14 protein-coding genes and 2 rRNA genes (1 of these 16 only partly in view) are annotated in these 19,997 nt (G+C 44.6%); 10 read left to right on the forward strand and 6 right to left on the reverse strand.

Translation table 11 applies throughout. From position 1 onward, the window contains the following. On the forward strand, positions 1 to 1,164 hold the 3' portion of the coding sequence (locus AB1S55_RS09525; RefSeq protein ID WP_370977766.1) for a DUF885 family protein. It extends 663 nt beyond the left edge of the window; only the last 1,164 of its 1,827 coding nucleotides appear in the window; its start codon lies beyond the left edge, outside the window; it ends in the stop codon at positions 1,162 to 1,164. Here the strand turns inward: AB1S55_RS09525 and AB1S55_RS09530 are convergent. Continuing rightward, positions 1,145 to 2,221 carry a glycosyltransferase family 9 protein gene (locus AB1S55_RS09530; RefSeq protein ID WP_370977767.1) on the reverse strand — a complete coding sequence of 359 codons (1,077 nt, stop codon included), beginning with the start codon at positions 2,219 to 2,221 and terminating at the stop codon, positions 1,145 to 1,147. The two genes, AB1S55_RS09525 and AB1S55_RS09530, sit on opposite strands and share 20 nt — an antisense overlap. A gap of 405 nt (positions 2,222 to 2,626) precedes the next feature. Here AB1S55_RS09530 and AB1S55_RS09535 point away from each other — a divergent pair. From AB1S55_RS09535 to AB1S55_RS09545, 3 genes are all read left to right on the forward strand, one after another. Further along, a 23S ribosomal RNA gene (locus AB1S55_RS09535) occupies positions 2,627 to 5,499 on the forward strand. A 184-nt stretch (positions 5,500 to 5,683) separates the two neighbouring features. Continuing rightward, positions 5,684 to 5,799, forward strand: a 5S ribosomal RNA gene (rrf, locus tag AB1S55_RS09540). A gap of 322 nt (positions 5,800 to 6,121) precedes the next feature. After that, entirely contained in the window at positions 6,122 to 6,943 is an 822-nt protein-coding gene (locus tag AB1S55_RS09545; protein ID WP_370977768.1) for a hypothetical protein, read from the forward strand. Between the two features lie 73 nt (positions 6,944 to 7,016). Here AB1S55_RS09545 and csrA read toward each other — a convergent pair whose 3' ends face one another. Together csrA and AB1S55_RS09555 are read right to left on the reverse strand one after the other, a co-directional pair. Then, the gene (csrA, locus tag AB1S55_RS09550; protein ID WP_370977770.1) at positions 7,017 to 7,217 is read right to left on the reverse strand and encodes a carbon storage regulator CsrA; all 201 of its coding nucleotides are present in this window, start codon (positions 7,215 to 7,217) and stop codon (positions 7,017 to 7,019) included. 222 nt (positions 7,218 to 7,439) lie between these two features. Continuing rightward, the gene (locus AB1S55_RS09555) at positions 7,440 to 7,787 is read right to left on the reverse strand and encodes a carboxymuconolactone decarboxylase family protein (protein WP_370977771.1); all 348 of its coding nucleotides are present in this window, start codon (positions 7,785 to 7,787) and stop codon (positions 7,440 to 7,442) included. A 208-nt stretch (positions 7,788 to 7,995) separates the two neighbouring features. Between AB1S55_RS09555 and AB1S55_RS09560 the strand changes: the two genes are divergently transcribed. Continuing rightward, on the forward strand, positions 7,996 to 9,567 hold the full coding sequence (locus AB1S55_RS09560; RefSeq protein ID WP_370977772.1) for a methyl-accepting chemotaxis protein: 1,572 nt from the start codon (positions 7,996 to 7,998) through the stop codon (positions 9,565 to 9,567). A gap of 1 nt (position 9,568) precedes the next feature. On the opposite strand, the gene AB1S55_RS09565 is transcribed toward AB1S55_RS09560, so the two are convergent. The 3 genes from AB1S55_RS09565 to ylqF all read right to left on the reverse strand — a co-directional run bounded on the left by AB1S55_RS09565 (position 9,569) and on the right by ylqF (position 12,180). Beyond that, the gene (locus tag AB1S55_RS09565; protein ID WP_370977774.1) at positions 9,569 to 10,825 is read right to left on the reverse strand and encodes an ABC transporter substrate-binding protein; all 1,257 of its coding nucleotides are present in this window, start codon (positions 10,823 to 10,825) and stop codon (positions 9,569 to 9,571) included. Between the two features lie 90 nt (positions 10,826 to 10,915). Continuing rightward, positions 10,916 to 11,320, reverse strand: a complete 405-nt coding sequence (locus tag AB1S55_RS09570) for an acyl-CoA thioesterase (protein ID WP_370977776.1) — start codon at positions 11,318 to 11,320, stop codon at positions 10,916 to 10,918. 8 nt (positions 11,321 to 11,328) lie between these two features. After that, positions 11,329 to 12,180: a ribosome biogenesis GTPase YlqF gene (gene ylqF, locus AB1S55_RS09575; RefSeq protein ID WP_370977777.1), complete on the reverse strand. Its 852-nt coding sequence runs from the start codon at positions 12,178 to 12,180 to the stop codon at positions 11,329 to 11,331. A 159-nt stretch (positions 12,181 to 12,339) separates the two neighbouring features. Here ylqF and AB1S55_RS09580 point away from each other — a divergent pair, with 159 nt between their 5' ends. From AB1S55_RS09580 to AB1S55_RS09600, 5 genes are all read left to right on the forward strand, one after another. Then, entirely contained in the window at positions 12,340 to 13,752 is a 1,413-nt protein-coding gene (locus tag AB1S55_RS09580) for a sigma-54-dependent transcriptional regulator (protein WP_370977779.1), read from the forward strand. Further along, on the forward strand, positions 13,749 to 15,089 hold the full coding sequence (locus AB1S55_RS09585) for a PAS domain-containing sensor histidine kinase (protein ID WP_370977780.1): 1,341 nt from the start codon (positions 13,749 to 13,751) through the stop codon (positions 15,087 to 15,089). Before AB1S55_RS09580 ends, AB1S55_RS09585 begins: the two co-directional genes overlap by 4 nt. A 177-nt stretch (positions 15,090 to 15,266) precedes the next feature. Beyond that, entirely contained in the window at positions 15,267 to 16,520 is a 1,254-nt protein-coding gene (locus AB1S55_RS09590) for an HlyD family secretion protein (protein ID WP_370977782.1), read from the forward strand. A gap of 99 nt (positions 16,521 to 16,619) precedes the next feature. Then, positions 16,620 to 17,345 (forward strand): ABC transporter ATP-binding protein, encoded by a 726-nt coding sequence (locus tag AB1S55_RS09595; RefSeq protein ID WP_370977783.1) that lies wholly within the window; start codon positions 16,620 to 16,622, stop codon positions 17,343 to 17,345. A 17-nt stretch (positions 17,346 to 17,362) separates the two neighbouring features. Then, entirely contained in the window at positions 17,363 to 19,888 is a 2,526-nt protein-coding gene (locus tag AB1S55_RS09600; RefSeq protein ID WP_370977784.1) for an ABC transporter permease, read from the forward strand. The last annotated feature ends 109 nt before the right edge of the window (positions 19,889 to 19,997 follow it).

Below are 19,997 nucleotides of genomic sequence, written 5' to 3' on the forward strand. Positions count from 1 at the left end.
ATATGGGCTGATTTTAAAAAGAAAACAGCTTCTTTTGCGAATGCTGAAAAGCTTCAACAGCAAGCAAAACAGGCCTTATTAGAGAAATTTAGACCTGCTTATATAGAGCTTATTGCTTATTTACAGGAACTGGAATCGCAAACAAAAAGCAGTAATGGTGTATGGGCGTTACCTGAGGGTAAAGAATATTATTCGGTTAAATTAACTCGTACGACCACGACTGCTCTAACTGCAGACGAGATTCATCAGATAGGTTTGGATAATGTTGATCGTATTCATGCGGAAATGAAAGGCATAAAAAAAGCAGTTGGTTTTAATGGTGATCTTGCTGATTTTTTTGAGTTTATGCGTACAGACAGTCAGTTCTATTTCTCTGATGATGAGCGTGGTCGAAAGGCATATTTAGAGGCGAATCAAGCCTATATTGATGTGATGAGTTCCCGTCTTGATGAGTTGTTTATTACTAAGCCTTTGGCTGAGTTAGAGGTGAAGCCTGTTGAAGCTTTTCGCGAAAAGTCTGCGGGTAAGGCATTTTACCAGCGCCCAGCTCCGGATGGTTCACGCCCCGGCCGCTATTACGTTAATCTTTATAATATGAAAGATGTTAGTAAATACCAAATGGAGGCACTGGCTTACCACGAAGCTTTACCTGGACACCATATGCAAATTGCGATTGCTCAGGAGTTAAAGGGCATTCCAAAGTTTAGAAAGTTTGGAGGTTACACCGCTTATATCGAAGGTTGGGGGCTTTATTCGGAGCGCATACCGAAAGAGATGGGCTTATATGAGGATCCATATTCTGATTTTGGTCGTTTAGCAATGGAGCTATGGCGAGCTACACGCTTGGTTGTAGATACTGGTTTGCACTCAAAAAAATGGAGTCGTGAACAGGCCATTAATTATTTAGTTGAAAATACGCCTAACTCTGAGCGTGATTGTCGTCGAGCTATTGAGCGCTATATGGTGATGCCTTCACAGGCAACGGCCTATTATGTTGGCATGAGAGAGATATTAACCTTAAGGGCGGAGGCAAAACAAAGTCTTGGTGAGCGTTTTGATATTCGTGAATTTCACGATGTTATTTTAGCGCAAGGCGCTTTACCTTTAAGTGTCTTGCGTGAGCAGGTTTATGAATGGCTCGAGTTTAATCGTCTTCCTCAATGAGGGCTTGCACTTTAAATAAACGTTTAATCTCTGCCAGTACAAAGTCAGGATTGAGATCTTTCATGCAGTCGTAAGTTCCACCACAGCTTGGCTTACGTTTGCATGGGGAGCAGTTGAGGTCCATAAACAAAACTCGGCTATTATCACAACCACTATGGCGATAAGGGCAGCTTGGCCCAAAAAGGGCGAGCGAAGGAACAGTCATTGCTTGGCTAATATGAGTTAAACCATTATCGACACCAATAACGATACTGGCTTTGCGCATAATATTGATTGCATCTTGTAAGCCTGTTTGCCCTGCAAGATTTATTGCCCCGCAACGCCTTGCGAGTTGTTGCCCTTTCGTACCTTCGTGGCGGGCTCCAAGAATAATCGTTTTTAGCTGGTAGCGTCCTCGAATACGCAGCACTAATTGTTGCCAGTAGTCATCACTCCAGTGTTTTTGTTCCCGTGTAGTGAAGGGGCAAATTACGGCAAACTTTTCATCGGGCTTACATGTTTTTGCGAGTAGCTCATCTGCATGTTCTTTGGATTCATCATCACAAGTGATGTCCACACGCCATTGATGATCATTCCAGCCCATCTGATTTACGAGATAGCGGTAGTCGGCTCCCATCTGCTCACGATTGGCGACATTCCTACTGACCATTTTATGCATAAACCAGTAGCTTCCTTCGCGAGATCCGATGCCGATTCGTTGTTTGGCTCCACTTAACCAAGTAAAAAAGCCACTTTTTAAAAGGCCTTGCAGATCTAGGGCGATATCAAACCGTTGTGCTCGTAGTTCCGTTCGTGTTTTGCGTATTTCATTCCAAAGCTCTTTCCACTTCCGTTGTTGCCAAAGCTCCTTCCAATGGTTTTTATCCCATATGAAGAGTTCATCTATCCACGGGTTGTTCTGCAGAATTTCAGCACTTTCTTTTTGTACCGCCCAAACAATACGAGACTTTGGGAACTGTTGCTTTAAGACCTCTGCGATAGGGCTAGCCATAACGACATCGCCAAGCGAGCTAAGGCGTACGATAAAGATAGATTTAGGTTGCAGGGATTTACGCATGAACTTTAAGGCTTGGTTGCAAATCAATAGAAGAGCTTATAGTAGCATGAAGGTCCTATAAGGGCGCGCTGCCGCTATAGAGGCGGGGATATTCCGTCGGCTTGGTTACGCTTTGTACTAAGTTTAATAAATTGGAAAAAACTTAGAAAAAGCGTTGACCCTTAAAAATATCAGTGTATTATGCGCGTCCTCGCTAGGGGAACAGCAGTTCTTTTCAGTGAGTTGTTCTTTAAAAATGTGGATTCTAAAGTAATCATAATATTTACAAATATTTATGAATGAGTTTCTAACTCAAGCGTAAGATTTCTGTGAAGTGATTATTCTTGGCGTAGTGAATGTGTTTAATTCGTATGAATTAGATGTGTTCAACTAAAGTCGTATCAGCAAAATTCATTTGTGTTATATGGTCAAGTGAATAAGCGCACACGGTGGATGCCTTGGCAGTTGAAGGCGATGAAAGACGTAGGAGCCTGCGATAAGGTTCGGGGAGTTGGCACACAAGCATTGATCCGAACATTTCTGAATGGGGGAACCCAGTCCTTTAGGACTATCGTGCACTGAATACATAGGTGTACGAAGCGAACCCGGGGAACTGAAACATCTAAGTACCCGGAGGAAAAGAAATCAACCGAGATTCCCTTAGTAGCGGCGAGCGAAAGGGGACCAGCCGATAATTGTTGAAATAGTGGAACAGTCTGGAAAGTCTGGCGATACAGGGTGATAGCCCCGTACATGAAGTTTCAATAGTTACATATTAAGTAGGACGGGACACGTGATATCTTGTCTGAAGATGGGGGGACCATCCTCCAAGGCTAAATACTCTCAACTGACCGATAGTGAACCAGTACCGTGAGGGAAAGGCGAAAAGAACCCCTGTGAGGGGAGTGAAATAGATCCTGAAACCGTGTGCGTACAAGCAGTAGGAGCTCTTCGGAGTGACTGCGTACCTTTTGTATAATGGGTCAGCGACTTATTGTCTGTAGCAAGGTTAACCGTTTAGGGGAGCCGTAGGGAAACCGAGTCTTAATAGGGCGTTTAGTTGCAGGCATTAGACCCGAAACCCGGCGATCTACCCATGGGCAGGTTGAAGGTTGAGTAACATCAACTGGAGGACCGAACCCACTAACGTTGAAAAGTTAGGGGATGACCTGTGGGTCGGAGTGAAAGGCTAATCAAGCCGGGAGATAGCTGGTTCTCCCCGAAAACTATTTAGGTAGTGCGTCATATATTACCCACGGGGGTAGAGCACTGTTAAGGCTAGGGGGTCATCCCGACTTACCAACCCTTTGCAAACTCCGAATACCGTGGAGTATGAGTATGGCAGACAGACAGCGGGTGCTAACGTCCGTTGTCAAGAGGGCAACAACCCAGACCGCCAGCTAAGGTCCCTAAACACTATTAAGTGGGAAACGATGTGGGAAGGCTTAGACAGCTAGGAGGTTGGCTTAGAAGCAGCCATCCTTTAAAGAAAGCGTAATAGCTCACTAGTCGAGTCGGCCTGCGCGGAAGATTTACCGGGGCTAAATAGTGTACCGAAGCTGCGGATTTACTCTTTGAGTAAGTGGTAGGGGAGCGTTGTGTAAGCCTGTGAAGGTGTGTTGAAAAGCATGCTGGAGGTATCACAAGTGCGAATGCTGACATGAGTAACGACAAGGGGAGTGAAAAACTCCCCCGCCGGAAGATCAAGGTTTCCTTTCCAACGTTAATCGGGGAAGGGTGAGTCGGCCCCTAAGGCGAGGCAGAGATGCGTAGTCGATGGGAAACAGGTTAATATTCCTGTACCGACTGTAACTGCGATGGAGTGACGGAGAAGGCTAGGCCAGCACGGCGATGGTTGTCCGTGTTTAAGGTAGTAGGCTGGGGATTTAGGCAAATCCGGATCCCTAAGGCCGAGAATTGATGACGAGCCCTCTTTTGGGCGAAGTGGTTGATGCCATGCTTCCAGGAAAAACTTCTAAGCTTCAGGTTACAGTTGACCGTACTGTAAACCGACACAGGTGATCAGGTAGAGAATACCAAGGCGCTTGAGAGAACTCGGGTGAAGGAACTAGGCAAAATGGTACCGTAACTTCGGGAGAAGGTACGCCGGTTTTGGTGATGGCACTTGCTGCTTAAGCTGAGGCCGGTCGAAGTGACCAGGTGGCTGCGACTGTTTATTAAAAACATAGTACTCTGCAAACACGAAAGTGGACGTATAGGGTATGACGCCTGCCCGGTGCCGGAAGGTTAATTGATGGGGTTAGCGTATGCGAAGCTCTTGATCGAAGCCCCGGTAAACGGCGGCCGTAACTATAACGGTCCTAAGGTAGCGAAATTCCTTGTCGGGTAAGTTCCGACCTGCACGAATGGCGTAACGATGGCCACGCTGTCTCCACCCGAGACTCAGTGAAATTGAAATTGCGGTTAAGATGCCGTATACCCGCGGCTAGACGGAAAGACCCCGTGAACCTTTACTACAGCTTTGCACTGAACTTTGAGCCTACTTGTGTAGGATAGCTGGGAGGCTTTGAAGCGTTGTCGCTAGATAATGTGGAGCCACACTTGAAATACCAGCCTGGTATGTTTGAGGTTCTAACTCTGGTCCCTTACCGGGATTGAGGACAGTGTATGGTGGGTAGTTTGACTGGGGCGGTCTCCTCCCAAAGAGTAACGGAGGAGCACGAAGGTTGGCTAAGCATGGTCGGAAATCATGCGGTTAGTGTAATGGCACAAGCCAGCTTGACTGCGAGACTGACAAGTCGAGCAGGTACGAAAGTAGGTCATAGTGATCCGGCGATTCTGTATGGAAGGGTCGTCGCTCAACGGATAAAAGGTACTCCGGGGATAACAGGCTGATACCGCCCAAGAGTTCACATCGACGGCGGTGTTTGGCACCTCGATGTCGGCTCATCACATCCTGGGGCTGAAGCCGGTCCCAAGGGTATGGCTGTTCGCCATTTAAAGTGGTACGCGAGCTGGGTTTAGAACGTCGTGAGACAGTTCGGTCCCTATCTGCCGTGGGCGTTGGAAATTTGAGAAGAGCTGCTCCTAGTACGAGAGGACCGGAGTGGACGAACCCCTGGTGTTCGGGTTGTCATGCCAATGGCATTGCCCGGTAGCTACGTTCGGACGGGATAACCGCTGAAAGCATCTAAGCGGGAAGCCTCCTTCAAGATAAGATTTCCCTGGGGCTTGACCCCCTAAAGGGCCGTTGAAGACTACGACGTTGATAGGTTGGGTGTGGAAGCGCTGTGAGGCGTTGAGCTAACCAATACTAATTGCCCGTGAGGCTTGACCATATAACAGAGATGAATTTGTTATGTTGAAAGACAGACCAAGAAGAATCGTTACAGAGATTTGGTTTGAGTTAGAAGCATTTGTAGAGTAGATATTAACTTTAGAACCACTAAGAATTTGGCAAACTGCGCTGAAGCGAAAGCTTAGCGACGTTGATTGACTCGAGAGAGTTGGCCACCAGTTTTGCCTGACGACCATAGAGCGTTGGTACCACCTGACCCCATTCCGAACTCAGTAGTGAAACGACGTATCGCCGATGGTAGTGTGGGGAGTCCCCATGTGAGAGTAGGTCATCGTCAGGCTCTTATTAAGAAAAAACCCGAGTTAGCAATAGCTCGGGTTTTTTTATGTCTTTTAATCTATGGCACTTTACTTCAGGTGATGAGCTTGAGTTTCTTTGTGATAAGAGCCACCTTTGGTTTTCTTCTTAGTGCAGCCGCCGTAGGGTTGTGTTAATCCTCCGAGGTTTATCAGGCTCTATTCAGTAGTTGTAGTGACTACTTGGGAAGCTTTACTCTGTCTTTATAGTCCGAATTAAGGTGGAACATTGTTGGCGAGCTTAACTACTATTGTTTTTCTCCTGAGCGTATACTTGCTCATCATAATTAAGCTTTTATTTATCCTATGCTTCTTGAACAGAAAATAAGCTTCCAGCCGAAGAAACGTTTCTTGGTATTCAGTTCGGTTGGTGATCAAGCTCGTATTAAACTCTGGACTAAGGGGGTAGGGCGAAAAGAATTTGATCTTGTCGTGTTTTACTACGGCGATGCAGAGCCCGAGTATTTAAGTGAAGTAGATTTTGCTTATAGAAGAAAGGGCAGTAAGTTTCAAAATCTCAAAGCTTTTTACGAAGCCACAAAGTCCCTTTCTCACTATGAATCCGTGATGGTGCTTGACGATGATATCGAGATCGATTCACCGCGTTTAGTCACTTTGTTTAAGCTGCGTCGGGACTTGGACCTGTGGGTTTTACAGCCGAGTTTTAGTGCTGATGGAAAGATTAGTTTTGAGCATACGCGGCAAGATCCAGCTTATCGTTATCGCTTTACAAATTTTGTAGAAATGAATTGTCCCCTATTCTCTAGCGATAAACTCATTAAGTTTCTTGAGGTCTATGATGGCGTATTGCCTGGTTGGGGGATGGACTGGTGGTATCACAATATTATTGGCGGTTCTGACCAGAAAAAAATAGCGATTATTGACGAGGTTGTTGTACGAAACCCTTTCGACCAAGAAAAGAGGGGGGGCAAACGTGAGATTAATCAGCTCGTTAATACGGCAGATCGTATCGAACTTTGGCAGCAGTGTATGAAAAAATACGGCTGTAAAGAGTTTAAACCCGAGTTATATGGCGGTGAGGATAGGAGCTTTGATCTCTTCCGCTTAGGTTTTGTTTTGGTTGCTTTTTTCCGTTGGTTAAAAAGAAAGAAAGTAAAAGGTTTTTAATGTCTTTACTCGTGAGCAGCTAGGTGAGCCTAGTGTTAAGGCTCACCTAGCTGCTTTAGTTAATTCATGGCTATTATGAGCCTACTGAGATGCTCGCATCGTTTGCAGCGCGCTCTGCTTGGATACGGTCGTAAATTTCTTTACGGTGTATTGCAACATCGCGAGGAGCTTCTATGCCTACCTTAACTTGGTTGCCGCGAGTCTCTAAAAATGTAATCACCACATCATCGCCAACCATTAACACTTCGCCTTTTTTACGAGTAAGTACCAACATAATCATTTCCTTTTATTTGTGTCGTTAACTTTCCCAAGTCCTTGTACGGCGTTGTCCTTGGGCATGTGTATAGATTACGAGTCTTTATTAAGAGGGGCTTTACTTGTGGCGACAGCTATTTGTCTGAGCGTGCCTTGTCTATTAAAGTGGAAATATGCGGGGGAGGGATATATAAGTTTAAGCCCGCAAGAGCGGGCTTAAACAGAACGGTTTATAGACCTATTATAGGCTTTCTCCGCCAAATTCTTCATAAGCGTTCATGGCTTCTGCTGCTGTCATGACTGAAGGCCCACCGCCCATATACATGGCTACTTCGAGCATCGACTCAAATTCTTCTCGGTTAACTCCAAGTTTTACGCAAGCCTTAGCATGAAAGCCTAAGCAACCTTCACAGCGTGCAGCAATTGCAATAGCTGTTGCTATTAGCTCTTTTGTTTTAGCGTCTAGGGCACTGTCTTTTTTGCTGACAGAAGCCATTTGACCAAAGCCTTTCATGGTTTCAGGCATACGTTTTTGGAATTCGGCTAGTTTGCTATTGATGTCTTTAGTTACTTGTTGAAAGTGGCTCATTTGCCTCTCCTTAAGATTAGTGTTTTCTAATGTTGAATATAAGATAGTGCTAATGTTAAGGGTTGTCAATATTAGTATGACCTAATATTGTTGTGAGTCAAAGATCAGCTACTGGTGGAGGGGCTGCTGAGTGTCAGCGTGACAGCCCGTGTTACTGAAACTCTTGTCTATACTTCTTCGGTATAAGATTGATAAGGAAGACATAGGTATGCGTCATAGCGAGCCTGTAATGCAAAAAGAGGTTGTATTACAAGAAGGGGATGAAATGGTATCTGCAACAGATAGCAAAGGCGTCATAACTTACTGTAATCAAACATTCTGTGATGTTGGAAAATATTCAAAAGAAGAGCTTATTGGTCAGGCTCACAATATTGTTCGTCATCCCGAAATGCCACAAACAGCGTTTAAGATGCTGTGGAGGGATTTGCAGTTTGGTAAGCCATGGATGGGGGTTTTAAAAAACCGCTGTAAGGACGGGGCCTTTTACTGGGTCGATGCTTATATAACACCGTTACGTAAAGGTAAGACAATAAGCGGCTATGAGTCTGTTCGTATTAAACCTGAGCGAGCTGCCGTTAAACGAGCAGAGTATGTCTATAAGCGGATGAATAAGGGGCAGGCGGCACTGCCCTGGCTATTTGTTTTATGGCAGCGTTATATGTTGTCGATTGTCTCTTTTTTAGCTGCTCTGTGTTTCTTTTTTGTTTTCGGTACATTAGTTGGGTTGAGCTTTGCCACGGTTGTGATTGCGGCTTTAGTTTCAGGTATTGGGGCCGGTGTGTTAGCGCAGTTGATATTTACTGTGTATTTACAGAGCTCATTAGAAGGGGCTAGAGACATTATTCACGACCCCATAGCTGCTTATATTTATACCGGTAGTTGTAATTCTCTAGGAGAAATTCGCCTTGGACAAATTGCCGCTCAAGCTCGTTTAAGAACGGCGCTTGGGCGTTTTGTTGAGTCTGCTCAGGCGCTTAGCGAGAAAAGTTACAATACTCAGCTTCAAGCTCAAGCAGGGGATGACGCTATGCAGCGTCAGCAAGGAGAGGTTGCTGCTGTAGCCAATGCTATAGAGCAAATGGCTCAAGCAGTTCAAGAAGTGGCTGAAGGAGCTAGTGCAAGCTCTGATGCAACACAAATGGCAGTGAGTGAAGTAGAATCGGGAAAAGCTATTCTGCAGCAAGCTCAAGACGAAATTAATCGCTTGGCTGATCGAGTTTCAAGCCTTGGCTCTTTAGTCGAAAAGCTTAGTAATGATAGTGAGCAAATAGCCTCAGTTGTTAATGTGATCCGTGGCATTGCAGAACAAACAAATTTACTTGCTTTAAATGCTGCGATTGAAGCTGCACGAGCAGGGGATCAGGGACGAGGTTTTGCTGTTGTTGCCGATGAGGTTAGGACGCTAGCTCAGCGCACACAAGATTCCACTCAAGATATCGAAAACATCATTACGAACTTATCTGATGCGACTGAGGGAACTTCGTCGGCGATGGAGAGCTGTTTAGGTTTGGCATCCAGTAGTGTTGATGAGATGGGGGCCGTGGTGGGGGCTTTGGAGTCTGTTACTGCTTCGGTTGAAAATATCGATTTGTTAAGTCAGCGTATTGCCGCTGCAGCAGAAGAGCAGGCCAGTACTGCGCAAGACATAGAAGGTAATACTCGTGCTATGGCGCAGCTTTCTGAGGAAGCTAAAGCTCAAGCTGGGATGACGGTTGATATTAGTGGTGAGTTGTCAGAGCTTGCGGCGCATCAACGCAAGCTCGCTGAACGTTTTCGCTAGCTTATTCTTCTGACAGAGTCCGATCAATGTGAAGTAATTGTTGACGCAGTTGCTCTAACTCCTTACAAGCTCTAGTTGAATCCCTGTGCTGCATAAATTCCAACATGATCTGAGGCGTCTGAGAGGCGAATCTAATATCTGTATCCCTGTCAAAGTATTGCACGCCACCGGGGCTTTGGCGAATGGCCTGAGCCAGCTTTTGAGCTTTTTCATTAAGCTCTAAGGAGTGGTCATTTCTTGCGGGTGGACGACCAACAGGGCCGTTCATCGCATACTGAAATTCCGCACTTGCAAATAAGCTCATGACTTTTAACACCGCAGGGCTTAGTTTGGTATAACTTGGTACAACAAGGACATTAACTGGGCTAAGAGTATAGGGGGCGTGTTTGTCGTTAATGGTTGGAAAAGGGTTGTATTTTACTCGCTTGATTTCAATATTCGGCGCGCCTACCTCAGGAATATTATTTAGTAACATCATGCCTGAAAGCTTATGCAGTAAACGTGGGAAAGCCTTTTTATTGGTCAGCTGTAAATGGTTTGCGTTAAAACAATTTGTGTTTAGTAAAGCGGCCCAGTGGTCAAAGACACGTTTAACTTTTGGGTCTTCATAGCTAAGCACTCCACTTAGTAACTGTTCATAGAACTCTAAGCCATTGATGCGTAGATTTAGGTAGTCAAACCAGCCGTGAACAGACCACTGTGTTTGCCCCCCAAAACTAAATAAGCTTAAGTCTTCCTCATCAAATAATTTGCAGGCTCTTAAGACTTCTTGCCAAGTGCTTGGTATTGAAATGCCGAGCTGCTTAAAAGGTGCCTCGGTGTAGTACAGGGAATAGAGTGAGTAAGAAAGCGGTATGGCATAGTTATGCCCTTTATAATTCGCTGTTGCGCTTACTGGTTTGGCAAAAGCATGTTCTAGTTGTTCAGTTTGCCAGAAGTTATCGATGTTCTGTAAGGACTGGTGTTCAATATAGTGCTTAAGCCGTTGTCCCCCGTACCACATTAGCAACTGAGGCCCGCTTTGTTGGCTTAGCCAGAGTTCAATATTGCCGGTGTAGTTTGTTTCGGAATAAGCCCATAAGTCTATTTTTATATCTGGGTTGGATTGCTCAAACCGCTTGATTTGTCGCTGTACCTGTAAACGCTGATCTCCTCGTGAGAACTGCAGGCCCACACTCACAGTCTCTAGCGCATAACAAGTTAGTACTGGGCTGAGTACAAAGAGAGATATCAAAAGGCGCAAGATTGAGCGTGTCATCTGTGACCTATGCGAGTAGAGCGGTGTGGACCTTATTCAGCTTAGTTGAGGCTCTCGGCTCTTGCTTGCACTTATAGGTTGAATACGTTTTTAGTTGTTCTCAAACAGCATATCTAAGTTATCAAGTTTCATCGGGCGCAGGCTTTCGGCATCAACAGCGACACCGGTCACCAAGGCTTGAGCAGCAATATCACCGTGTTCAGTCACGATACGTTGAGAGAAATTAAACTTAAGTCTCGATAGCTTGTGCACTTCTGTTTCGACTTTAAAACGGTCGCCGCTACGTAAAGAGCGCTTATAATCCGTTTCTATGCGTGCAACGACTAGGTTGATACCTTGTTGAGCGAGAGCGGCAAAGTCGACACCTTTGCTCAATAAAAACTCATGGCGGGCATGCTCAAAATAATTGTTGTAAACGCCGTTATTCACGACGCCTTGCATATCGAGTTCATAATCGCGGACAGTGAATGCCGTGGTGTGTGTGGAGCTGCTCATGAGTTTTCCTAGTTTGTCTTTAAATGGTCGCAGTCGGCACCGGGCTGCTCTAAGGTGATGCGGCCTAGTTTTCCTGCTCTTAATTCACGTACGAGTAATTCCCCAACGCGCTGAAAGTCGGCTCCGCCGCGTTGCATGCAGCCTCGCTTTTTAGCTATTTGTTCCAGTATTTGCCAGCCTTCTTCTTTTAGTGAAGGCAGTTGATATGCTTTCATCAACTGCTCGGGATAGCGTTCAGCCATAAATTCAGCAGCAAAAATACCTACATCATCATAGGACATTGCGGTATCTCTTATTGCGCCGCTGGTCGCAAGCCGGTAATTTACAATTTCACTTTTTGAACCGGGCCAAGTCATACCGGGGCTGTCTATTAACAAAAAGTCATCGGCAATTTTTATTTTTTGTTGAGCTTTGGTCACGGCTGGTTCATTACCTACAGAGGCAATTTTTTTTCCTGCCAAAGTATTAATCAAGGTCGATTTACCGACATTCGGAATACCTAAAATCAGGGCCTTAATAGCTTTAAATTGATTCGCTCGGCCTTTTAGCAGCTTGCGGGCGCGATCTGGAATAGTGCGGGCAATACTTGGATTATCTTTGGTGATTGCCAGGGCATCGCTACTATCGCCTTGGCATAGGGCGTCTAGCCAGAGCTTAGTTGCTTTAGGGTCGGCTAAGTCACTTTTAGTTAGCACCTTTAGGCTGGGTTTGTTTGCGCGGATCTGTTCTAGCATAGGGTTGGCACTGGAGAAAGGTAGGCGGGCATCACAGACCTCTATCACAATATCGACCGATGGCATGATCTTGCGCACTTCTTTTTGGGCTTTGTGCATATGGCCCGGGTACCAGTTGATAAGCATGGCAGTATTCTTTGTTAGCAAAGCAGCCACCTATTTTAGCAGTTTTGCGGCTTGCACGGCAGGCTCTATATAATGACTGAGAAAAGGCCTAAGTAGGTTGCGTTATCTGCTATCTATCTTGTGTTTAAGGCCGTTATAGGCAATGGAAGTGAGAGTGTAATGGCAGAACAAGTAGCGCCACTTTGTATATTAGTGGCAGATGATCAAGGTGATATAAGGCGTTCTGCCGAATTGCTGTTTAAAAGTGAGGGTATACAGTCTCGCGGAGCAAGTTCTCCTGCTCAGGTCGAGCGAGCCATTAAGGAGCAAGTGTTTGATCTGATCTTACTGGATATGAACTATCAGTCGGATACAACCTCGGGGCATGAAGGCTTGAATCTGATAGAGCTTATTCGCAAGCAACACGAGCACGTTCCTATTGTGGTGATGACAGCATGGGCTTCTGTTGAAATGGCTGTAGAAGCCATGAAGCTCGGTGCGAATGACTTTATTTGCAAACCCTGGGATGTTGAACGCTTACTCAGCATTGTCAAAACGCAAGTTGCATTAACACGAGCACTGCAACGCCAGAGTCATCTGGAGAGCGAAAACCGCATTCTCAAGGAGCAGCAAAAAACCGAGCTCAGTACTAATTCGGCTGTGATGAAGGACTTAGTGCAAGACTTTGAGTGTATGGCGAGCTCGGATGCGGGGCTGTTACTTTCGGGTGAAAATGGTACGGGTAAAACTCGTATGGCCAGGCTTTGTCATGATCTAAGTGATAGAAAAGGCGGCCCTTTTATCAGTGTGAATATGGGGGCTCTGGCTGAAAGTGTTTTCGAAAGTGAAATATTTGGCCATGAAAAAGGTGCATTCACAGGCGCAGACGCTCAGCGTATAGGGCGCTATGAGCTTGCCGATGGTGGCACCTTATTTTTAGATGAAATTGCCAATATTACTGAAAAGCAGCAGGCGGTTTTATTGCACTTGTTAGAAACTGGGGAGTTTGAGCGAGTTGGAAGCTCGCGTACTCGCAGTGCCGATGTGCGAATTATTTGTGCGACCAATGCTGATCTACAGCAAGAAGTCAGCGAGGGGCGCTTTAGGCAAGATTTATTTTATCGTATTAATACCTTGTCTATTCGTATCCCAGCACTGCGCGAACGAGTGGAAGACATCCCTGTGTTGGCTGATTATTTCTTAGTACGCTTTAAAGAGAAATACAATAAATCAGAGCTAGGGTTTAGTGATAGCGCTTATCAACTTATGCAAAGCCACTCTTGGCCTGGAAATATTAGGGAGCTTGAGCACAGTATTGAGCGAGCCGTTTTATTAAGTCGGGGGGCTCCTATAGGTATTAGCGAGCTCGGTTTAGCTCAAGTGGAGCAGAGTACTCATTCATCAGGGCTGGGTTCATTAACTTCTAGTGAGTACAGTTTTGAAGGTAAAACCCTAGCTCAAGTTGAGTACGATATGCTTGATGCTGCTTTAGTCAAACATATGAGAAAGCCCGATGAAGCCGCTAAAGCCTTAGGGGTGAGCCGCAGTGCGTTTTACCGAAAGCTAAGTAAACACGGCTTTGATTTGTCATGAATAGGAAAAAATTAAGCAAGTTCATGCTTTGGCGTCTTGTAGGCTTACAGCGAAGTTATAGCTTTAGCATATTGGCTTTATTACCTAGTTTCTTTGCCATCATTTTTTTATTGTACCTCGGTAAATACGATGCTTTAGAAGTGCTGACTATGTTGGTTGTCGTACTTTTACCTACCGCCTTTTTCTTATTAGCGCATTGGTATAGCTCATATCGGCCGTGGCAGGCTGTTGCAAATATACTAATGAGCTTTCGAGAGAATGACTATTCATTGCGCTCTAGCGTTACTAAAAGCTCCGATATTGTTAATACCGTTCAGCGTGAGTTAAACGGCGTGGCTGATTTTTTAGCGATTAGTCGAAGTAGTGTTTATGAAACTCAAAAACTCATGGCAAGGATCTTGGCCGAGGTGGATCTTGCCGTCTTTCTATTTGATAACAATAAAAAGTTGGTCATGGCTAATCGCTATGGGGCTGAGCTGTTTGCTAAATCTGCTCATGAACTTGAAGGCATGGCTATTGATGAGCTTGACTTAACTTTTGCTCAATTAGCTGCACATACTAGCGTACATGAGCATAGCTTCCCTCTGCGGAAAAGTCGTTGGTTAGTTAAACACAGCGCTTATAGGCAGCAAGGCTTACCTTATCAGTTCTTTATGTTGGCAGATATTGGTCGTGACTTGAGGGAAGAAGAGTTAGAGGCTTGGAGAAAACTCACCCGTATCCTTTCTCATGAAATCAATAATGCATTAACACCGTTAAAAACAACGGTGGGAAGTATGAGTCGTACTTTAAATCGAGGTCAGCTCTACGATGGTTGGCAGGATGACTTTACGGAAGGCTTAAGGATTATTGATGCTCGTATCGATAATTTAAACCGCTTGGTTAACAGTTACAGTCAGCTTGCACGCCTGCCTGCACCACAAAAACAAGAAACCCTAGTCTCAAGCTTATTAGAAAGAATCGTCGCAGATTATCCTCAGTGCTCTTTATCGCTAAAGCTTGGGCCAGAGCTAAAAATTGATATCGACAGCGCTCAGATAGAGCAAGTCTTGATTAATTTAATTAAAAATGCGCACGAAGCGAGTACGCAGCAGCAAGAAGTAGAGCTGAGCTGGTATGCTCAGGCGGCGGAGCTAACAATAATGGTAAAAGATCAAGGTTGTGGTATTGAGAACCCAGATAACTTGTTTATTCCGTATTTCACGACAAAGCCCCAAGGTAGTGGTATTGGTTTAGTGCTCTCTCGCCAAATTATTGAAGCGCATAAGGGGCGATTAGATTTGGTTAATAATAAAGCCGGCCCCGGCTGCACAGCCTGCATCACACTGCCTTTATAGCCTTAGCCTAGTTGCGTTCCATTTTCGAGACACAAGTAGTTTCGAAAATGGGACTGGAATAACGGGATGTTTGAGGTGGTTTTTAAAAACCATTATAAATCAATGGCTTATTTGATTTTTTAGACTTGGCATGATTCTTACATTTGTTACTGTCGATATTAATAATGAGACAGAATCATGGATGTACGTCGGCCTGAACTGGCTAGAAAAAACCGACTTAAAAAGCGTGCAATGATGGGCGCGGGGGCCTTTGCTTTTGTTGCGGTCTGTGCCTTTTTAATAATGCACAGACCGGGGCCTTATCAAGTCGATCAAGAACTGGTCTTTCGCGGCATCGTAAATCACGGTGAAATGAAACATGAATTACATGGTGTCGGTACCCTAGAACCCGAGCAAATTCGCTGGATCTCTGCACGCAGTGCCGGCCGAGTTGAGCGGGTGTTAGTACTGCCTGGCGCTCAAGTAAGCGCCGATACCGTGATCATGGAATTAAGTAATCCAGAACTGAGCCAGCAAAAGCAAAATGCAGAACTGCAGCTACTGACCGACGAAGCGAATTTTTTAGTTCGTAAGGCCGAGTTACAAAGTTCTTTGCTTCAGAGTCAATCCTCACTAAGCCGAACTGAATCAGAGTTTAAACAGACTGAGCTTGATGCAAGTATTGACCAGCAATTGTTTGAACGCGGTTTAGAGTCCGAGCAAGCTAAACAGCGTTCGGCGCTAAAACTTCAGCGTCTTAAGGCCGAGTTGGCTCTAGAGAAGCAGCGCTATGAACTGGCCGAAAAAAGTATTGCGGCCCAGCTTCATGCGCAAGAGAGCCTGCTTGAGCAAAGCCGCGCTAGGCTGGCCCTATTGCAAGAGCAGGCAGACGCGCTTTCTGTGAAAGCGGGTTTTGATGGCCTATTACAGCAGCAAACTTTAAAAGAAGGGCAGCAAGTCAGTATTGGCCAAAGCTTGGCGCAAGTGGTGAATCCAAATAAATTACGTGCTGAAATTAAGGTTTCTGAACATCAAGCCAAACGCTTAACACTGGGTTTAAAAGCGGGAGTTGATACGCGCAGTGGCATTGTTAAAGGCTTTGTGCATCGTATAGATCCAAATGTTGTTGATGGCATGGTTGCAGTAGACATTAAGATAAGTGAAGACCTACCTAAAGGCATACGCCCTAATTCCAGCATAGAAGCCAGCATAGAAATTCAACGTATTAACAATGTTGTTTATGTCGATCGCCCTATCTATGCACGTGCAGAGAGCCATATCAAAGTCTTTCGCTTTATTCCTGGAAGTGATGTTGCAGAACAAGTGAAAGTACTTTTTGGTCGTACATCGATCAATACCATCGAGGTAGTAGATGGGCTTAAACCAGGTGATGAAATTATTTTATCTGACACCACAGATTGGTCGGCCCACTCAAGCATTCGAGTTAATTAAATTAATTTAAAGCAAACAGTAATAAACCCATTATTTCCCGTATGCAACGCATGATGCGAAACATATACGAACGAATATCGAAAAGAGCGAGAAATAGAGATGACAACACCACTTATTCAATTAAATGACATTACTAAAGTGTATTACACCGATGATATTGAAACACATGCACTCAGTGGCGTGAGTTTTGATATCCATAAAGGTGAATTCCTTTCTATTGCAGGGCCTTCTGGCTGTGGTAAGTCGACTCTGCTCTCCATTATGGGCTTGTTGGATTCGCCCACTGGGGGGCGTTATCAATTAAATGGCCATGATGTCAGTGAGCTGGGTACTGCGGATCAAACTCGGATACGCAATCAAGAAATTGGTTTTATCTTCCAAAGTTTTAATTTGATTGCCGATATGACTGTTGCAGAAAATGTAGAGCTTCCACTTATTTATAGTGGTATGGCTAAAGCTAAGCGTAAAGAGCGAGTGCAAGAAGTTCTTGAACGTGTACAAATGGCTCATCGTAATAAACACCTTCCCAATCAATTAAGTGGTGGTCAGCAGCAGCGTGTTGCTATTGCTCGGGCTTTAGCGGGAAAACCATCAGTGCTATTGGCAGATGAGCCAACCGGTAACCTCGACTCAAGTAATGGTGAAAAAGCGATGGAGTTATTATCGGAGTTGCACGATGGTGGCGCGACCATTGTTATGGTGACTCACGATGACCGATATAACAGCCATGCCTCGCGTGTTGTTCATCTCTTTGATGGTCACGTTGTTGATGAGAACGGCTCTATCAATGACGATCATTCTCTTTTAAGCGAAATTCGAGCTTAATTAGGAGGGATAGATAAATGAATTTATTAGGAAATTTATATTATAGCTTGCGCTTATTTTACAAAAATTTAAGTACAAGCGTGATTGCCGTTTTAGTCTTAGCTATTGGCCTTTCCATGGCTTTAACCATGTTTAGCATGGCTAATATGATGATGTGGGACACGCCTAAATTTGCCAATAAAGGTGACTTAGTGAGTGTGGATTGGCATCGACAAGTCCAAGAAGGGGACTATCGTAATTTACGTGGCATTGCTATTGATGATTATGAAGCGATGAAGCGAGACAGCACGATCTTTGATGAATTAGTGGCTTTTCATTATTTGAGCTACGCGGTACACAGACCCGACGGCAGCGATAATGTAGCCCGTTATCAGGCAGGCCGAGTCAGCGGTAATTTTTTTACTATGATAGGCCAAGATGCGATTCTCGGCCGTATTGCCACAGAAGACGATGTCACCTCGGGTGAGGATGTTGTGGTTATTGGTTACACCCTTTGGCAGAACGAGTTTGAAGGCAGTGACGATGCTATTGGTAGTACTCTATTGCTTGATGGCACGGTGCACACCATTATTGGAGTTATGCCCGAGGGTTTTCGTTTTCCTTTTGCTCAAGAGCTTTGGAAACCTTACGACTGGCGTTGGGAAAAAGATCCTACTCAAGAAAGTACCTTTTTAGCGACTATCTTTGGAACATTAAAAGAGGGCGTGAGTATGGAACAGGCCAAGGCCGATCTTGATGCTATTGCCCGTCAGCAGCAAACTCTTAAACCGGAAAAGAATAAATATCACAGTCAGGTTAAGGTTCAAGATTTTTCAAAAATCATTGTTGATGATGAACTCAGCGCGATCTTATTTATTTTAATTATTGGTTCCTTGTTTGTGTTATTGATCGCTTGCGCCAATGTTAGCAATCTTCTGTTGGCGCGTATCAGTAAGCGCCAGTTTGAGTTGAATATGCGTAAGGTGCTTGGTGCAAAGCGTCGTGAAATTATTCTACAAGTGCTTATGGACGCACTGGTAATTGCATCAGTGGGAACCTTTTTTTCATTTTTAATGGCTGCATGGGCTGGTCGTTATATTTGGACGATTCTGTCTGATAATTATAGCGAGATTCCGTATTGGTGGGATATGAGTGTAGACCTCAATGTTTTTTCTTACGGTATTGCAATTATGTTGTTTTCCGTACTGATCTCTAGCCTTTCACCACTATTGAAAATCGCCTCTAAATACAATGCAGATGCACTTAAAGACAATGCAAGAACAACAAGTGGAATGAGTGCTAGCAAGACAGGTAAGGTGTTGGTAACTAGCCAAATTTCCCTTACCTTAGTTTTACTTATCATTGCTTTAATGTTTGCAAGTTTAACTAAAGATCAAATGGATAGAAAACTGCCTTATGATGAAGCGTCAGTATTAATGAATACTCTTTACATAAGTCACGAAGCAGGTTTTGAGCAAGCCGATAGCGTTATTGCTTTTTACGATAATGCCGAGCGTAATATTCGCGCTATCCCAGGTATTAAAGAGGTCTCTTTTGTTCATGGCATGAACGAATTTGAGCTTATCCGCGATTTAGATGTTGAGGGACGTGGTCTAAGTTCGGATAAAGATAAAATTCAAACTAATGCCAATATTGTCACAGAAGCGTTTTTTCAAACCTTAGGCGCCACCCCTTTGCAGGGGCGTTTCTTTAATAAGTCGGATAACGCAAGCAGTAGACCTGTTACCGTTGTTAACCAGGCCTTTGTAGACGAGTACTTTCCCGACGGTAATGTGTTAGGCAAACGTATTCGTGTTCGCCAGCCGGGGAATAACTGGGAGCCACAAAATAGGCTTAAAGATGAGTGGACACCCTGGTTGACCATTGTTGGTGTCACCTCTCCGGTGACCTCAACTAAAGGTTATCAAGCGGCAAAAGAACTTGGTCGTATTGCTCCTTATGTTGAGATCTATATAAGCAATAGGCAGTGGGTAAGCCGAGTGATGCATGTCTATGTTACCGCTGAAGGATCGGTGGCAACTTATGCTCCTCAGGTTAATAAGGCGATTGCTAAGTTAAGTACTAAGCTTGCGCCTATGGATGTATATCGAACGCTTGAAGATTTGTTTGAAGAGCGTGATTTATTTGTGGTTATTATTACTAACTTTATTTTAAGTTTTGCCTTTGTCGCTTTGCTTATGGCTTCGGCTGGTCTTTATGGTATTGCGTCCTTTACTGCTCAGCAGAAAAAGCGCGAATATGGCATACATATGGCATTGGGAGCAGGACCTAAAAACATCGTTTGGTTGGTGTTAAAAACTATGCGCTGGCAGTTACTTATTGGTTTGAGTATTGGTTTGGCTTTGGCTGATATGCTTGGGCGTTTGATGGAGCAAGCTCTGTCTAATGGACCGGTTACTAATGTTGGTTATGATCTCCCTGTTTTGTCCTTTTATGTATTTTGCACGGCTTTGGTTCTAGCTGTTCTTGCTCTAGCCATGCTTTTACCTGCTTGGCGCTCATCTCAGATGAATCCTAATTTAGCACTTAATGCGTCAGTTTAGCTTTTAATATTCACCATAAGTAATTTAAGGAGGGGCCTGTTTAGGGCCCTTAATAACGATGTTTAAGCGAGTTTATTTATATACATTACCTGTTATTGCTATTTTTTTT

Origin of the sequence: Agaribacterium sp. ZY112 (assembly GCF_041346925.1) — a bacterium.
GTDB lineage: Bacteria > Pseudomonadota > Gammaproteobacteria > Pseudomonadales > Cellvibrionaceae > Agaribacterium.

What these genes read in the sequence shown, in the direction of transcription:
- AB1S55_RS09565 (WP_370977774.1), bottom strand. Translation starts at nt 10,825, where the DNA reads ATGACACGCTCAATCTTGCGCCTTTTGATATCTCTCTTTGTACTCAGC.
- AB1S55_RS09600 (WP_370977784.1), top strand. Translation starts at nt 17,363, where the DNA reads ATGAATTTATTAGGAAATTTATATTATAGCTTGCGCTTATTTTACAAA.
- AB1S55_RS09580 (WP_370977779.1), top strand. Translation starts at nt 12,340, where the DNA reads ATGGCAGAACAAGTAGCGCCACTTTGTATATTAGTGGCAGATGATCAA.
- AB1S55_RS09570 (WP_370977776.1), bottom strand. Translation starts at nt 11,320, where the DNA reads ATGAGCAGCTCCACACACACCACGGCATTCACTGTCCGCGATTATGAA.
- ylqF (WP_370977777.1), bottom strand. Translation starts at nt 12,180, where the DNA reads ATGCTTATCAACTGGTACCCGGGCCATATGCACAAAGCCCAAAAAGAA.
- AB1S55_RS09555 (WP_370977771.1), bottom strand. Translation starts at nt 7,787, where the DNA reads ATGAGCCACTTTCAACAAGTAACTAAAGACATCAATAGCAAACTAGCC.
- AB1S55_RS09545 (WP_370977768.1), top strand. Translation starts at nt 6,122, where the DNA reads ATGCTTCTTGAACAGAAAATAAGCTTCCAGCCGAAGAAACGTTTCTTG.
- AB1S55_RS09590 (WP_370977782.1), top strand. Translation starts at nt 15,267, where the DNA reads ATGGATGTACGTCGGCCTGAACTGGCTAGAAAAAACCGACTTAAAAAG.
- AB1S55_RS09530 (WP_370977767.1), bottom strand. Translation starts at nt 2,221, where the DNA reads ATGCGTAAATCCCTGCAACCTAAATCTATCTTTATCGTACGCCTTAGC.
- csrA (WP_370977770.1), bottom strand. Translation starts at nt 7,217, where the DNA reads ATGTTGGTACTTACTCGTAAAAAAGGCGAAGTGTTAATGGTTGGCGAT.
- AB1S55_RS09560 (WP_370977772.1), top strand. Translation starts at nt 7,996, where the DNA reads ATGCGTCATAGCGAGCCTGTAATGCAAAAAGAGGTTGTATTACAAGAA.
- AB1S55_RS09585 (WP_370977780.1), top strand. Translation starts at nt 13,749, where the DNA reads ATGAATAGGAAAAAATTAAGCAAGTTCATGCTTTGGCGTCTTGTAGGC.
- AB1S55_RS09595 (WP_370977783.1), top strand. Translation starts at nt 16,620, where the DNA reads ATGACAACACCACTTATTCAATTAAATGACATTACTAAAGTGTATTAC.